Origin of the sequence: Desemzia sp. FAM 23989 (assembly GCF_045528345.1) — a bacterium.
Lineage (GTDB): Bacteria > Bacillota > Bacilli > Lactobacillales > Carnobacteriaceae > Desemzia.
Map to the genome: position 1 here is coordinate 40,759 of NZ_JBGQQT010000014.1, position 15,646 is coordinate 56,404.

13 protein-coding genes and 1 pseudogene are annotated in these 15,646 nt (G+C 36.8%); 11 read left to right on the forward strand and 3 right to left on the reverse strand.

Annotation, left to right across the window (positions count from 1 at the left end; translation table 11 throughout):
• Positions 1 to 25 precede the first annotated feature (25 nt).
• Positions 26 to 229, reverse strand: coding sequence for a hypothetical protein (locus ACEN36_RS08920; protein WP_407096938.1), 204 nt, complete (start codon positions 227 to 229; stop codon positions 26 to 28).
• Between the two features lie 278 nt (positions 230 to 507).
• Here ACEN36_RS08920 and ACEN36_RS08925 point away from each other — a divergent pair, with 278 nt between their 5' ends.
• The 8 genes and pseudogenes from ACEN36_RS08925 (at position 508) to ACEN36_RS08960 (ending at position 9,820) form a co-directional block, all read left to right on the forward strand.
• Entirely contained in the window at positions 508 to 1,380 is an 873-nt protein-coding gene (locus ACEN36_RS08925; protein WP_407126404.1) for a hypothetical protein, read from the forward strand.
• A gap of 1,126 nt (positions 1,381 to 2,506) precedes the next feature.
• Entirely contained in the window at positions 2,507 to 3,382 is an 876-nt protein-coding gene (locus tag ACEN36_RS08930) for an SDR family oxidoreductase (RefSeq protein WP_407126405.1), read from the forward strand.
• Positions 3,383 to 3,407: 25 nt separating this feature from the next.
• Complete coding sequence (locus tag ACEN36_RS08935) at positions 3,408 to 3,983, forward strand: general stress protein (protein ID WP_407126406.1); 576 nt, start codon at positions 3,408 to 3,410, stop codon at positions 3,981 to 3,983.
• A gap of 168 nt (positions 3,984 to 4,151) precedes the next feature.
• Positions 4,152 to 5,911: pseudogene (locus ACEN36_RS08940) on the forward strand (glycoside hydrolase family 3 protein).
• 155 nt (positions 5,912 to 6,066) lie between these two features.
• Complete coding sequence (gene recX, locus ACEN36_RS08945; RefSeq protein WP_407126407.1) at positions 6,067 to 6,912, forward strand: recombination regulator RecX; 846 nt, start codon at positions 6,067 to 6,069, stop codon at positions 6,910 to 6,912.
• A complete protein-coding gene (mutY, locus tag ACEN36_RS08950; protein ID WP_407096943.1) occupies positions 6,909 to 8,111 on the forward strand; it encodes an A/G-specific adenine glycosylase in 1,203 nt (400 codons plus the stop codon). The genes recX and mutY overlap by 4 nt, the downstream gene beginning before the upstream one ends.
• A gap of 182 nt (positions 8,112 to 8,293) precedes the next feature.
• Complete coding sequence (locus ACEN36_RS08955; RefSeq protein WP_407096956.1) at positions 8,294 to 8,830, forward strand: DUF402 domain-containing protein; 537 nt, start codon at positions 8,294 to 8,296, stop codon at positions 8,828 to 8,830.
• Between the two features lie 138 nt (positions 8,831 to 8,968).
• Positions 8,969 to 9,820, forward strand: coding sequence for an SGNH/GDSL hydrolase family protein (locus ACEN36_RS08960; RefSeq protein WP_407096944.1), 852 nt, complete (start codon positions 8,969 to 8,971; stop codon positions 9,818 to 9,820).
• Positions 9,821 to 9,882: 62 nt separating this feature from the next.
• Here ACEN36_RS08960 and ACEN36_RS08965 read toward each other — a convergent pair whose 3' ends face one another.
• Entirely contained in the window at positions 9,883 to 10,983 is a 1,101-nt protein-coding gene (locus tag ACEN36_RS08965) for an FUSC family protein (protein ID WP_407096945.1), read from the reverse strand.
• 120 nt (positions 10,984 to 11,103) lie between these two features.
• Entirely contained in the window at positions 11,104 to 12,396 is a 1,293-nt protein-coding gene (locus ACEN36_RS08970) for a glutamate-1-semialdehyde 2,1-aminomutase (protein WP_407096946.1), read from the reverse strand.
• A gap of 187 nt (positions 12,397 to 12,583) precedes the next feature.
• Here ACEN36_RS08970 and ACEN36_RS08975 point away from each other — a divergent pair, with 187 nt between their 5' ends.
• The 3 genes from ACEN36_RS08975 to ACEN36_RS08985 all read left to right on the forward strand — a co-directional run bounded on the left by ACEN36_RS08975 (position 12,584) and on the right by ACEN36_RS08985 (position 14,917).
• A complete protein-coding gene (locus ACEN36_RS08975) occupies positions 12,584 to 13,246 on the forward strand; it encodes an NAD(P)H-hydrate epimerase (protein ID WP_407096947.1) in 663 nt (220 codons plus the stop codon).
• A gap of 113 nt (positions 13,247 to 13,359) precedes the next feature.
• Positions 13,360 to 13,791 (forward strand): Fur family transcriptional regulator, encoded by a 432-nt coding sequence (locus ACEN36_RS08980; protein WP_407096957.1) that lies wholly within the window; start codon positions 13,360 to 13,362, stop codon positions 13,789 to 13,791.
• 160 nt (positions 13,792 to 13,951) lie between these two features.
• Complete coding sequence (locus ACEN36_RS08985) at positions 13,952 to 14,917, forward strand: LacI family DNA-binding transcriptional regulator (RefSeq protein ID WP_407096948.1); 966 nt, start codon at positions 13,952 to 13,954, stop codon at positions 14,915 to 14,917.
• The last annotated feature ends 729 nt before the right edge of the window (positions 14,918 to 15,646 follow it).

Here is a 15,646-nt window from a genome sequence, read left to right on the forward strand (position 1 = left end):
CCTCCTTTTAATGAATTGAGTTGGTTTAGCGAGTATATTTATACTCTTCTACAATCACTGTATGTCCTAGCGGTAATTCAGACAAAGATTCGATAGCATCTGTAAATTCAGCTACTTGAGATTCATTTACATCTGCAATAATATTTGGGTAGCTTCGACGAATAAAATCCTCGTTCTCAATATCTTCAAAATAGACTTCGATAGCTCCTTTGCTCCATTCTTTTTGCATGTGGTCTTCCTCCTTTGATTAGTGTTGTAAGGTTGTCATGACTGCTTACATTTTTAATAACGCAAAAGTAAAAAGATGTGTTACTACCTATTCTTTCCAAGATAAAAAACTAAAAAGGGCGTCCTCCACACTGAACAGAGATGCAACTTGTATTGGTGTTGTAAGTCATCTTCTTTGAACAGACTAAAGGTTTTTGATATGATTATTTTGAAAACAGGACAACTGTTTTATGTTCAAACAATCAACTAGTTTCTAAAATAAATTGGAGCGTGAGAAGCATGCAAAGAAAAATAGAAGGAACCTATCAAAGCTCAAAAGAAGTATTAGCAGCAGTAGAAAGATTGTTGAATGAAGGATATAAGGGAGAGGAAATTGTTGTCATTACAGATAACAACTCTAATCATCAAAAAGAATTAGACGATATGTCATTAATTGAAGTTGATGCAGTTGATCCGAACGAAGGATTGTCTTTCTGGGATAAAGCTAAAGAGATGTTGAGCTTTGGCAATTATGATGTAAATGAGTCTCATAGTCCACTGACTGAATATGGTGTTGAGGATGCAGAAGCTCAAAGGCATAATGAAGCATTGAGAAATGGCGAGATTCTAATATTGGTCAATAAAGAAGTGCCAAAAAATATCAAAGATGTTGCTGAAGATAATGGATCTAGTGACATCAAAAAAGTCTCCAATCACCAGGATGAGTCATTAGAAAACACTAGAGAAGAAATGAAAGAAGAATATGAGCCTGCTCCTGGCGACAAGGAGACTTTTGATCCCAGCAAAGCTCAATCTTCTCGAGAAGATAAACACTTTGACGATGCATTAAAAGATAATAAAGGCGAGGAGTCGGATATTATGAATAACAATGAAAATAATAATCGTTTGGATGATGAACAAGCACCGCAATTAACAGGCGATGAAACAAGCGTTACTTTAGATGAAGGAACGCATGAATATCCTGATAAAGTAAATACCGGCTATACTGAAGGATCTACTGAAAAACCCGCACTATCACCTTTAAATGCAGAAGAAAAAGAAGAAAAATCACCTTCAGAAAACACAGAACAACCAGAAAGTGATGCTTATTACAACGATGAGTACCAAGATGCTGGCGGCAAAACGATCGAAGATGACGAAAGAAAGAACTAAAAGAATCGTTTAAAAATATATACAGTTAACTATATAAAGCAAACGGGAAGCTAGAACCAAAATGTTCTAGCTTCTTTTTTTTATCTTATGGAGAGATTCTGTACCTTATTTTGGTTCTTCATCTTCTAATGTTGGTAAAGAAATTTCCTCCGACCTATGGGGCTGCTGATGGAAAATCAGGTGAACACCTTGGTGCAGACTCCTAAAAGGTAGAGATTTTATTATGCAGCTTATTGGTTGATTTAAGTTTGTTATTTAACCGAATCAAGCCGGCTAATTTTGTTCTTAATGTTTAAACGGAATTTTTCATCAAGGAAGTATTAGCCTTAATGTTTAAAGCGCGTTTTTCATCAAGGAAGTATTAGCCTTGATGTTCAAAGCGTATTTTTCATCAAGGAAGTATTAGCCTTGATGTTCAAAGCGAATTTTTCATCAAGGCAGTTTTATCCTTGATGTTCAAAGTGCGTTTTTCATCAAGGAATTTATAGCCTTGATGTTCAAAGTGCGTTTTTCATCAAGGAAGTATTAGCCTTGATGTTCAAAGTGCGTTTTTCATCAAGGAAGTATTAGCCTTGATGTTCAAAGTGGATTTTTCATCAAGGCAGTATTAGCCTTGATGTTCAAAGCGAATTTTTCATCAAGGCAGTATTAGCCTTGATGTTCAAAGCGTGTTTTTCATCAAGGCAGTATTAGCCTTGATGTTCAAAGTGGATTTTTCATCAAGGCAGTATTAGCCTTGATGTTCAAAGTGTGTTTTTCATCAAGGCAGTTTTAGCCTTGATGTTCAAAACGTGTTTTTCATCAAGGCAGTATTAGCCTTGATGTTCAAAGTGCGTTTTTCATCAAGGCGGTATTAGCCTTGATGTTTAAACCGTGGCTCAAGACTTGCATCTTTCTTCATGGCTATGCAACCCGATATTCCTCCATAAATTTCTAGAAAATGAGTTTCTAATCGGTTTAGAGTTGAAAAAATGTATTTTCTACTTACCAACATCAAATAGTGTAGAATCCTTATTTTCGAGCGTCTTTTTTGTATCTAACCCTTCTTTTTGATATCTTTATGGTGAATAGATTTGAAAATGCATTCATTAAAAAGAAACATCCATTAAAGTTAGAGAGGTTGGAAATGAATATGTCAAATGATGAGCTAAGATCTCAAGAGCCAAAAAAAGATTATCTGATGAGTGACGCTACGGCAGATGTTCCACAAGAAATTGAAGTCGAGGACCCAAACTATAAACCCGCAGAAAAGTTAAAGGGGAAAAATACGATTGTAACGGGTGGCGACAGCGGTATTGGCCAAGCCACAGCGATTGCATTTGCAAAAGAAGGCGCAAATGTGGCGATCGTTTATTACGAAAACGATGAGGATGCTGACAAAACCAAAAATCGTTTGGAAGAAATTGGGGTACAGGCGTTAGCCTTTAAAGGTGATGTAGGAAATGAAGAATTCGCAAAAGATGTTGTAAAACAAGTAGCAGATGCTTGGGGGGAAATAGATGTTCATGTCAATCATGCAGGTGAACAGCATGTTCAAGAAAAACTGCAAGATGTAACGGCTGAACAAATTGATCGGACATTCCGTACTAATGTATACAGCATGTATTATTTTGTAAAAGCTGTTTATCCTCATATGCCAAAAGGAGGATCCATTATCAACACCGCTTCTATTACAGCTTATCAAGGAAATCCTCTTTTCCTTGATTACTCAGCTACAAATGGGGCAATAGTCAGTTTTACCAGATCACTATCACAACATCCTGAAATCCTAGAGAAAGAAATTCGAGTAAATGGAGTAGCTCCAGGTCCAATTATGACACCAATGATTCCTGCTACATTTGATGAAGAAAAATTAAAAACTTGGGGTAAAAGTGGTCCTTTCGGCAGACCTGGCAAAGCCTATGAATTAGCAGGAGCTTATGTATACTTAGCTTGTTCCGATTCAAGTTATGTATCCGGACAAGTGTTACATGTAGATGGGGGAGAATTTACCACTAGCTAATTAAAGGAACGCAAGGAGGATGGTTATGGGAAAAAGAATAGAAGGTTCATACACTTCAATAGAAGAAACCATACAAGCAGTGCGGCGGTTATTGAACGAAAGTTACTATTTATCGGGAGATATTACTATCATCACCAATCAGAGAAATCGGGAAAATTTAGAAGAGCTGACTTCGGTACAAGTAGATAAAGTAGCGACGGTAGAAGACAAATCAACATGGAATCGATTCAAAAGTATGTTCTCTGCTTCAAATGAGGAAGCCACTTTAGAACAATATGGAATTGAAATGCATGATGCAGTTAAATTTGAAGAGGACTTAACAAGTGGAAACTACATTATTATTGTTGAAGAAGATAAAATTTTGAACGATAGTCTAAACAATCCGGTAACGAGCATAGCTGATGCGGTTGTTGAAGCAAGAGATGAGAGCTCTTCTCATGACCAGACCCCAGAAGTCAAAGAAGCTAAAAAAATCAGACCTGAACAAGAAACGATCGTAGGAAATGAAGAAGATCCTTTATTAGATGGTTCAGTAGACAGAGGTCCAATATATGGAATAGTGGAGGATGATCCTAATAAAGAGACGCTAAACGATAATTAAAACTGAGTGTTTTTATTTAGCTTGTTGGGCAGTTACTGCCCAACAAGCTTTTTATATATCATAAAGCAAAAAAAATGTATAATAAAACTCTGTTTTGTATTGTGATATCCTGAAATTTCTTCTATAATGAAATAGAAAACGTTTTACAAATTGAAGGGAGAATGAATAATGAAAGTAGATTTAACGAAAAAACCTTATCATTTAGATGCTGAATCTATCGACTGGGTTGAAAACACTATTTCAAATATGACGGACGAGGAAAAAATTGGGCAGTTATTTATCAATATGGGTTCAAGCCGTACAGAAGAATATTTAACAGGTATAGTAAACGATTATCATATTGCAGGTGTTCGTTATAATCCAGGCACAGCAGAAGAAGTATACGAACAAAACCGTATTTTGCAAGAAAACAGTAAAATTCCCTTGTTGATTGCAGCAAACACTGAAGCAGGTGGAAATGGTGCTTGTACTGATGGAACATACATTGGTCATGAAGTGAAAATCGCTGCTACAAACGACCCTAAATATGCCTATGAAATGGGATGTGTTTCAGGAGTTGAAGCAGCATCTATCGGATGTAACTGGAGTTTTGCTCCAATCGTTGACCTTTTACGCAACTGGCGTAACCCAATCATCTCAACTCGTACTTGGGTGCAGATGTGGATCAAACGATTGATTTGTCTTTAGAGTATATGAGAGGAATTCAAGAAAGTGGGATTGCACCAGCTGCAAAACATTTCCCCGGGGATGGAATAGATGAACGTGACCAACATTTATCATTTGCACCTAACCACTATTCTGTAGAAGAATGGGATCAAACATTTGGTAAAGTTTACAGCTCTTTATTTGATGCTGGTTTACCGTCTATCATGGCTGGTCACATTTCATTACCTGCTTATGTTCGTCATTTCAATCCAGAAGCTACTGTACAAGAAGCAAATCTTCCTGCTACTTTAAGCAAATACATTTTGACTGATTTATTAAGAGACAAAATGGACTTTAATGGATTAGTTGTTACTGATGCAAGTCACATGGTTGCTTTAACAGGTGCTATGAAACGGAAAGATATGCTTCCAGCTTCTATTGCTGCTGGTTCTGACTTGTTCTTATTCTTCAATGATCCAGATGAAGACTTCCAATGGATGATGGATGGATACAAAAATGGTGTGATCACTGAAGATCGTTTACAAGAAGCGTTGACTCGTATTTTAGGAACAAAAGCTGCTCTAGGTTTGCACAAAAAAGCCAAAACAGCATTGCTTCCTACTAAAGAAGAAGCAATGGCAAAAATCGGTCTTCCAGAAAATAAAAAAATCGCTGAAGAAGTTGCTGACCAAGCCATTACATTGGTTAAAAACAACGAAAACATCTTCCCGGTTTCTCCAAACTCGCACAAACGTGTGTTGTTGGTAGACGTTAAAGGGACTCAAGGTGGGTTTGGTGCTATGATCGGTGATTCTGGTAAGCCATCTGATAAAATGAAAGAAATGCTTGAAGCGGAAGGATTCGAAGTAACGATTTGAGAATCTGCTGAAGAAAAAATTATGAAGATGCCTGAAGAAGAGAGAAAAGCAGCGTTAGCAAATGTATACGCACAAAAACGTCCGATTTCTGAATTAACAGAAAATTATGACTTGATCATTAATTTAGCTGTTGTTAATCCAAATACTGACCAACGTATTCAATGGCCAGCATCAAAAGGTACTCCAGACATTCCATTTTATATACGTGAAGTACCAACAATCTTTGTTTCATTGCAATCTCCGTTCCATTTGGCTGATGTGCCTCAAGTACAAACATACATCAATGCTTATGACAGTAAGGAATTTACAATGAAAGCTTTAGTCGACAAAATGTTAGGTCGTTCTGAATTCAAAGGCGTATCTCCAGTAGACGCATTCTGTGGATTCGAAGACACAAAATATTAGAGAGCAACCAACTGCTCATCCAAGAAAATACTTTCCTGGATGAGCAGTTTCTTTTAGATAAAAGGACTTTTTTTAGAATGAAAATCATTGATTCGAACGTTTGTTTGAGGTACGCTATTATAAGAGAAATAAATAAGAGCTAGGAGGTGGGGGCTTTGGTATTGATACCAAATGAGCAACCATCAAATTCAAATAAATCTGTCCCTAAAATTACTAAAATAGAAACACAAAAACGTAAAGGCAGATACAACATTTATTTAGATGAAGAATATGCATTCCCAGTAGACGAAGCAGTATTAGTCAAACATGTTCTGTTTAAAGGAATGGAAGTCACGAAAGAGTTCCAACAACAACTGGAACAGGAAGATAATTTCAGTAAGGCATTTTCTCGTGCAGTGAACTATTTGAGTTATTCATTGCGGTCAGAAAAAGAAGTACGAGATGACCTAGTCAAACATGAATTTAGTATAGAAACAGCTATAAACGTGATTGAAAAATTGAAAGAAATGAAGTACATTGATGATCTCACTTATGCGGAAAGCTACACAAGAACGGCGGCTAATCTAAATGGAAAAGGTCCATACAATATCCGTCAAGAATTGAAAAAGCGAGGTATAAAAGAAACGGTCATTGAGCAAGCTTTGCTGGAATACCCTATGGATCAAAGAGTTGAAAACGGGATAGCAGCTGCTAAAAAAGTCCTTAAACGGACAAAGCGAAGTTCTTCTAAAGAGACAACTAACAAAGTCAGACAAGGTCTGATGCAAAAAGGGTTTAACAATGATGAAATAACCGAAATATTAAATCAAGTGGATACTGAAAAAGATGAAGACGATGAATACGAAGCGCTGAAAAAACAAGGTGAGAAAATTTGGCGAAAACAATCTAAACTTGAAGGAAGTAAAAAAATTCAAAAGGTCAAAGCTAGTCTTTACCAAAAAGGTTTCAATGGTGATTTGATCAATCAATTTATAGAAGAAAAGGAATTAGAAGACGAATGAATAAGTTAGCAGTTAACAACCATGAAGCAAGAGTGATTGATGGGATAAAAATGTGGTCAGAAGAGAGAATCGAGCGATTCCGAGCAACTTTACTGAGTTGGTATGATATTGAAAAGCGAGATCTGCCATGGAGAAAAAATAATGATCCATACCGTATTTGGGTATCTGAAATTATGCTGCAGCAAACGCGGGTCGATACTGTCATCCCCTATTATTTAAATTTCATGCGTACTTTTCCTTCGATTGAAGCTTTAGCCAACGCAGAAGAAGATACTCTATTGAAAGCATGGGAAGGATTGGGATATTATTCGCGTGTTCGAAACATGCAGAAAGCGGCTATTCAGATTATGGAAGACTATGATGGGAAAATGCCAAATGACCCTAAAGAAATTATCAAATTAAAAGGGATTGGTCCCTATACAACTGGAGCCATATCCAGTATGGCTTTCGGACTGCCAGAGCCCGCTGTGGATGGGAATATCATGCGGATCTTGAGTCGTTTATTTGAAATTGATGCAGATATTGCTGTTCCCGCCAATCGAAAAATATTTGAAGATATCTTAAGAGAAATCATCGACCCTTATAAACCAGGCGACTTCAACCAAGCATTAATGGATCTGGGGGCCACTATTTGTACGCCTAAGAATTACCATCCAGAAAATAGTCCGGTGAAAGAGTTTAATCAATCCTATATCAATAGAACATGGGAGAAATATCCAGTTAAGAGTAAAAAGAAAAAAGCTAAACCGCTTTATTATGCAGGAATGATCATTCAAAATGCTAAAGGAGAATTTCTGTTGGAAAAACGCCCTGCAAATGGTTTATTGGCTAATATGTGGACTTTTCCATTGATTGAAGAAAAAAGCTTAAGCGACTTTTTTGTGCGTGGTAAGCTGGTCAAACTAGAGGATGCTGAAAAAGTAAAACAGCATACGTTAGATGTAACACAAGAGCTAGCAGAGAAATATAGGTTGGAACCTGTACTGATAAAAGAACCATTTGCAGGAGAGGTCCATATCTTCAGCCATCTTAAATGGCATATGGCGTTGTATTATGGGCAGCAAATAAATACCATACCGGACAATTCTCTACCAGAAAACTGTTCTTGGGTAAATCCAGAAGATTTTGACCAATACACTTTTCCAGGACCGCAAATGAAAATGTGGGCAGCTTATAAGAAGAGATTTGAAAAAAATTAGGCACTCAGCTGACATGACTACGGTGAAATGTCAGCAAATAAAAAAGTTTGTTTATCCAACGTTTTTTTTACTTTATTAAAAAGGTTATGGTATACTATTTAATGATTCGAGTGTGTTTTCATACTCGTGGTAAAGTAAAAATCTCATCTAAGTTATTTGAGATAAAGAAAGTTGGGTTAGCGATGCATCATCCAAAAGAAGGAGAGTACATCACAATCCAAAGCTATAAACACGACGGCAGTTTACATCGCACGTGGCGAGATACTATGGTACTAAAAACCAGTAATCAATCTTTGATTGGATGCAACGACCATACTTTAGTAACGGAAGCAGATGGTAGAAGATGGGTAACTAGAGAACCTGCTATTCTTTATTTTCATAAAAAATACTGGTTCAACATCATCGCAATGATCCGTGACAATGGAGTATCTTATTATTGCAACCTTGCCTCACCAGCTCTTGTTGATGAAGAAGGGTTAAAATATATTGATTATGATTTAGATATCAAAGTATTTCCAGACGGCGAGAAACGGTTGTTGGATGTAGATGAGTATGAAGACCATAGTCGTAAATGGCAGTATCCTGAAGATATTGATCACATACTAAAAGAAAATGTGAAAATTCTTGTGGACTGGATCAACGAAGGAAAAGGTCCTTTTTCACAGGCCTACATGGACATTTGGTATGAACGGTACCGCCAATTATCACATAAAGAATAGGTCTTTTTGCTGATTGTGAGAGTATTCCAAAAATGGGATAAAAATAGAAACAGGTCATGTCAACGTGAAATTAGTGATGGTGACCTGTTTTTGTATGCTATAATAACAATTGAAATTAAAATTAAGGAGTGAAAAAGTGTGAAAAAGAAAGGCATCTTAATGGTTGTCTTATTGTTTTTTCTCACTGTAGCAGTTGTCTATTTAGGATATAGTTATTCCGATAAACAGCAAGAAGAATTGATACACGCTACTTCAACTGCAGCAGAAAAAGAAGAAACAGCAGACAATGAAGAAGGAACTATTGAAACTGTTGATCCAGCGACTTATGAAGAGAAACGTGAGCAGTTATCCGTTTTGGATTATTTGAAATACATAGGAACACAGAATGAAGAAATAGCCATTGCTTTTTATGGACAATTACCAGAAACAGAATCTTGGACTGGAAACACGGTAAATACCCTAGAAACTGAATTAAATCTGGAGGTTAAAAGCACACTTCTTACAGCATCTGAGACCGATTCATATGAATTGTACATTACAAATAAGGCTCAAGAGTTAGCTGAAACGAATGCTGCAGTAGTGTTCTTTATGATACCAGCGTTGGGAGACCAAGTCCGTGACGTTAGTTTAGAGGATTCAAAAGATTATTTAACACGAAACGTTACTCAAATTCAAGAAGTTCTTCCGGATACTTTAGTAGTACTAGTCTCGCCCCATCCAACTAATAGCGCTGGAAATAGTCTGAATTCTCGTATGTTGGATTACGTTCAATATACGAACAGTGGCATAGAAGCAGCAGAAGAAAATAATATGCCCGTGTTTGATCTGCATGCGGCATATACAGAAAGACTCACAGCAGAAAATATTGAATTAACAACTGTTTTACAAGAAGATGGCACTTTATTAAATTCTCAAGGTGAAGAATTAATGTCTGAACTGTTTATGGAACAGCTAATTGTACCTGTTGACACGACTTCAGGAATACAGTAAAGCGGATAAAAATAAATACACCTAAAAAAGCTTGATTCGGCAATGATTGCCGAATCAAGCTTTTATTGTTCAATGTTTCGAATATTTTCAATCTCTTCGCTTTTTGACCAATCATAGTGTCTATAGCTGGTAACCAATCGATTGAGAAGGATGAGATTTTCTTCATAACTTAGGATATCTGACATGATATGAATAACGGCATTGCTTTCTCCATAATCATCATGCATATAAGACTCCATCTTCGCTTCATTAAAGAATGTACTCATAAATTCTTTTCGAAGGGAAGACTTGTAAGCAATAAAGTTTACGCCTTCAGGGTCAACACGTCCATTAAATTTTAACAATATCTGTTCATGACCGCTCAACAAAACCTCTAACCGTTCGCGAATCAAGATGCGCAAATCAGAAGAGAAATGATTGAACACATTTTCTGAACTGTGTAGTGTCTGTGCTAAATCAAACGCTGAGTTAGTTGTTCTGATCAGTTGTCTGTACACAGCCATTTTACGAAGTCTTCGAATATTTTTTTCTTTAGAAAGTGTAATAGTACTTTCTTCTTTCATCATCGACAGATAATTTTCCATTCGTTTGATTTCAGACTGAATAAATTTTAAATCCTTTTTTAGAATGGTAAATTGTGTATTTTTTCGTACGCTGGCCCGTATCCACTTCATGATCTCAGATGCGGTGTAATCCATTAAATGAAATAACCTTTCTTCGTATCTTGGACGATACAGCAGTGTGTTTACAAGTGTTCCAATAATAATTCCTAATATAGTAGCCAAAACTCGTAAAGCAGCTGCAATAATGAATGAATCAGCTGTGGTAAAACTAATGACAATCAATGTCACCACTGCGTTCCCAATAACATTATCAAATTTTAATTGATGTAATATTGCAATTAAAATGGCTGAAGCAAATCCGACGATCACATAATGTGTTCCAAATAACAGTGTAAAGACAACTGCTACTATACCGCCAATTGTATTTCCTAAGATTCGATTTCGTACTTGCACCCATTGACGCTTAGGGGAAGGCTGCATAGCAAAAATAGCAGCAATACCAGCTAAAATACTGCCTTGTGGAATACCCAAAAGCGGAGGAAGCATCAAAGAAAGCGCAACTGCAAGGCCGGTTTTAAACGTACGAGCACCAATTTTCATTAAAAATGAGTCCCTTCATTTCGTTATAATCATTTCCTATAATTGACCTATTATATCAAAGGTAGACCATTTTGCAAAGGTGTAATTGCAATAATATAATTGGAGCAAAGGAATCTATCTTTATAAAGTTGAAAAAGCTGCATCTATAGCACGTTTTGTTTCATCGATATCTTCTTGAGTATGCATGATCGTAATGTACATTGCTTCGTATTTACTTGGAGCTAAATTGATGCCTTCGTCCAACATAGCCTTAAAGAACTTACCATAGCATTCAGTATCTGTATCAACCGCATCGTTGTAATCTTCTACTTTATGGTCAGTGAAGTAAACTTGTAAAGAGCCGCCGATTTGATTAACGGTTGTTGGAATAGAGTATTTCTCACCAGCCGCTATAAGGGCATCTTTGATTTGTTCAGCAAAATCAGCCATTCTTTCATAAATACCCGGCTCTTGCAGAACTTCTAAACAAGCAATACCTGCTTGCATCGAAAGAGGATTTCCTGCCATGGTACCAGCTTGATAAGCAGGTCCAAGAGGAGCAACAGTGTCCATGATTTCAACAGGACCACCGTAAGCACCAATAGGAAGTCCACCGCCGATAGATTTACCAAAGGCAGTTAAATCAGGGATGACGCCCAGTAAATCTTGTGCAGCTCCATAATGGAAACGGAAATTTGTGATAACTTCATCATAAATGACTAAAGCGCCGTGTTGATGAGTGATTTCATTTACAGCTTCTAAGAAACCAGGTTTTGGAGCAACCATACCAAAATTACCTACGATCGGTTCGACTAAAACAGCCGCTACTTGATTTCCCCATTTGTCCATAACAGCTCTATAGGCTTCGGCATCATTATAAGGAACAGTGATGACTTCTCTTGAAGTTCCGCTTGTCACTCCGCCAGAACTGTTGGTTCCCAATGTAGAAGGACCACTTCCAGCTTCGACCAATACTAAGTCAAAATGTCCATGGTATTGACCAGAGAATTTTACAATCAATTCGCGATTAGTGTAAGCTCTTGCTACACGAACCGTTGTCATCACTGCTTCAGTACCAGAGTTGGTAAATCGCACTTTGTCCATTGAGGGAATCGCGTCCGTTAACATTTGAGCAAATTTAACTTCGTGTTTAGTTGGTGTACCGAATAAAACACCTGTTTCTGCTGCTTTTTGAACGGCTTCCACCACGTGTGGGTGATTGAATCCAGTAATGATAGGGCCGTACGCTGCTAAATAGTCGATATAACGGTTGCCGTCAACATCAAAAAGATAAGCGCCGTCTCCACGTTCCATTGTTACAGGACATCCTCCGCCCACTGCTTTATAAGAACGGCTGGGACTGTTTACTCCTCCTACAATGACTTTTTCTGCTTCTGAACCGATTTGGTTCGATATTGAATGGTCTAACATCATGCTTTTCCTCCTAAGTAATCTATAAGAGATATTATAACTGCTAACATCTGATGCTTTAATCATAGGAGAATTGAACCATTTTTTCAATGTTTAATGTAAAATAAAGATGAAGCAAGGACAAGAAAACGATTTCATTGAATAAGAGCAGATGATTCTCTAAAAAAAGAATAAAAGGAGAAATAATAGTATGTTTAATTTTATAGTAACGGGACCCCAGATGAAGGCTATTGACCAATACACGATTGAAAAAATCGGTATTCCTTCAATGGTATTAATGGAAAGAGCCGCATTGCATGTGCAAGACTGTGTAGAAAAAAATATTCATCCAAAACAATCTATCGCTGTAATTTGTGGGATGGGAAACAACGGAGCTGATGGTGTAGCTGTTGGTCGAATGTTGTTTCTGAAAGGGTACAGAGTTGCGGTCTATTTAGTTGGCAATGTATCTAAATCATCTGTCGAGATGAAGCAGCAATTGAAGATAGCTCAAAATATCGGCATGCCTTATTTTACAAAAACAGTACCGGAAACTAGTCAATATGCTGTTCTTATTGATGCTTTGTTCGGTATCGGATTGAATAAGCCGGTAAAAGGGGAATATTTAAACTGGATAAGATTTATAAATCAGCACAAAGGGGTGGTCTTTTCTGTAGATGTTCCTTCAGGATTATCAGCTACGAATGGAGAAGTGTTAGGTGCTGCAGTTCAAGCAGACTACACGATTACATTTGGATTGATGAAGTATGGTCTTACGAATGAAAATGGAAAGTCATATGCTGGAGAAGTAGTGGTTGGTGATATTGGGTACCCTGAAAAAGCAGTTCGGAAGATTTTAATGAGAAAAGTTTAGCATCAATGTTGAATTCTAGTTGCATTTGCAAAAAATAATGGGTATCATAACAAGAAGTGGATTATTAATTAAGAATGATTTTAATGTAAGTTATAGGAGGGAAAGCCATGGGTATGAGTCAACGAGTTGCTCAATCCATTGATAGATTAAAAGCTAACCATATACGCATCACACCACAACGCTATGGAGTCTTAGAATATTTGATTGAAAATGATAATCATCCTACTGCTGATGAAATTTATAAAGCCTTGTCAGATAAATTTCCTAGTATGAGCGTAGCGACTGTTTACAATAATTTGCGTTTATTTACAAAAATTGGATTTGTAAAAGAAATGAAATTTGGAGATGCTTCAAGCAGATTTGATTTTGCAACAACAGAGCATTATCATGCCATTTGTGAAAACTGCGGAAAAGTAGAAGATGTTTATTACCCTGGTTTAGAAGACGTGGAAAAGGTTACCGCAGAACTGACAGGTTTTAAAGTTTCGAATCATAGGCTGGAAATTTATGGATTGTGTACAGAATGTCAAAAATTAGAATCTTGATAGACTGAAAATATGTAGAAACCTTGAACGGAATGAGTGTTCTGAGGTTTCTATTTTTGTTTTCCAGTTGTCTTTTGCGAAAATAAAAGGGATAATGAACACTATAAACGTAAAAATGAGGTAACGTTAAAGTTGTGAATGAAAGGGGATACAGCACGGTATGGCAACTTTAAATGATGTTGCAAAGAAAGCAAATGTTTCAAAAATGACTGTTTCTCGAGTCATCAATCATCCCGAACAAGTAACAGATGAATTAAAAACATTGGTGATTCAAGCTATGAAAGAGTTGAATTATCGGCCACATACAGCAGCTAAAGCATTAGTAAATAACCGGACTTTGGTAATTAAATTCTTTATTTTGGAAAAAATGAGTACGACTGAGCCTTATTATATGAACTTATTAACTGGAATTGCCAAAGGTTTAGAGGAGGAGCAATATTCATTGCAGTTGGTAACACAGAATAATTTTGATATCGGGTTATGTGATGGGTACATTATGACAGGTGTACGTCAAAAAGATTATGAGTGGATAAGCGGAGCAACTAAACCGGTTGTTTTATTTGGTGAGAATGACCGTGGATATGATTTTATAGATACCGATAATAAAAAAGGTGTAGAAATGGCTACACAATATGCGCTGGATTTAGGGTATGAAGATATTGTCTACATAGGAATAGACATTAACGAAAAATTTGAAAAGTCTCGTGAGGCGGGATACAAAAAAATTCTCAGTGAGAACGATAGAGATACCCGTATTTTTCGTTTTAAGAACCATTCTTCTCTTGCTGCGCAGTTTATGGAAGAAAATTGGGGCTTGTTTAAACCGAATACCGCTTTCATTTGCAGTTCAGATCGTTTAGCATTAGGTATTGAAAGAGGCATTTTAAAAAGGAATGGCGATATTCCTGATGATTATGGGATAATAGGTCACGATGGAGTATTTTTAGACCAAATTGCTTACCCGCGTTTAACGACTGTAAAGCAGCCGGTTATCGAAATGGGAGTAGCTTGTGCGAAAATGATTTTAAAGAAGATTTCAGAAAAAGGGAAGTCTCAAGGAAATCAGCTCTTTCAATCTACTCTAGTTGAACGAGAATCTACCCGAGCAGCGGCGAAAAAGAAGTAAGTTTCAGAATAGTAGATTGATGGAGAAAACAAGTTTGGAGGATCATGTCCTCGGCTTGTTTTTTTTGGTTAAAGGCCAGGTTTTTATCAAAACAACGGATAATATTATATTTAAAAAACTTAGGTGTAGTTTGTCTGCCTTACAATATGGCTCATAAACAGACAATAGTTACTCAATAGCACTCCTGCCAAGAATAGAAGCGAAGTGAGTTAGTAAAAACACCTATTTTCTTCGCTTCTATATGGCTTTGCAATATTTAACATGGGTAATAAACACTAAATGACTATTTTATTTTAAACCTTTTGGTAACTCATTTCTAGAAATTGGTGCGGACCTCTAAAAGTTAGAGTTTTATTATGCAGCGAATTGGCCGGTTTGACTTTGGTTGACAAACTCAAACCAGCCAGTTTTACTTTTGATTGAATAGGGTTATACCATTCGATGTATTCCCTAGATTCATAGCTTATCTTGGTACTGTCAGCCTTGAGATGATGTTTATTCGTCAAGTGAGCAGTGGATTATATCTCACTTGACGAATAAAGTAGGTTTACTCATCAAGTGAACATTAAATTAAGCCTCACTAGAAGAATAAAGCGGGTTTACTCATCAAGTGGCATTAAATGAAGTTCTCACTTGAAGAATAAAGCAGGTTTACTCATCAAGTGGCATTAAATGAAGTTCTCACTTGAAGAATAAAGTAGGTTCAGACATCAAGTGAACGTTAAATTA

Bases quoted from the DNA above. Each gene is read 5' to 3' on its own strand.
- ACEN36_RS08965 (WP_407096945.1), bottom strand. From the start codon at position 10,983: ATGAAAATTGGTGCTCGTACGTTTAAAACCGGCCTTGCAGTTGCGCTT.
- ACEN36_RS08985 (WP_407096948.1), top strand. From the start codon at position 13,952: ATGGCAACTTTAAATGATGTTGCAAAGAAAGCAAATGTTTCAAAAATG.
- ACEN36_RS08955 (WP_407096956.1), top strand. From the start codon at position 8,294: ATGCATCATCCAAAAGAAGGAGAGTACATCACAATCCAAAGCTATAAA.
- ACEN36_RS08970 (WP_407096946.1), bottom strand. From the start codon at position 12,396: ATGATGTTAGACCATTCAATATCGAACCAAATCGGTTCAGAAGCAGAA.
- ACEN36_RS08920 (WP_407096938.1), bottom strand. From the start codon at position 229: ATGCAAAAAGAATGGAGCAAAGGAGCTATCGAAGTCTATTTTGAAGAT.
- ACEN36_RS08975 (WP_407096947.1), top strand. From the start codon at position 12,584: ATGTTTAATTTTATAGTAACGGGACCCCAGATGAAGGCTATTGACCAA.
- ACEN36_RS08980 (WP_407096957.1), top strand. From the start codon at position 13,360: ATGAGTCAACGAGTTGCTCAATCCATTGATAGATTAAAAGCTAACCAT.
- mutY (WP_407096943.1), top strand. From the start codon at position 6,909: ATGAATAAGTTAGCAGTTAACAACCATGAAGCAAGAGTGATTGATGGG.
- ACEN36_RS08930 (WP_407126405.1), top strand. From the start codon at position 2,507: ATGAATATGTCAAATGATGAGCTAAGATCTCAAGAGCCAAAAAAAGAT.
- ACEN36_RS08925 (WP_407126404.1), top strand. From the start codon at position 508: ATGCAAAGAAAAATAGAAGGAACCTATCAAAGCTCAAAAGAAGTATTA.
- ACEN36_RS08935 (WP_407126406.1), top strand. From the start codon at position 3,408: ATGGGAAAAAGAATAGAAGGTTCATACACTTCAATAGAAGAAACCATA.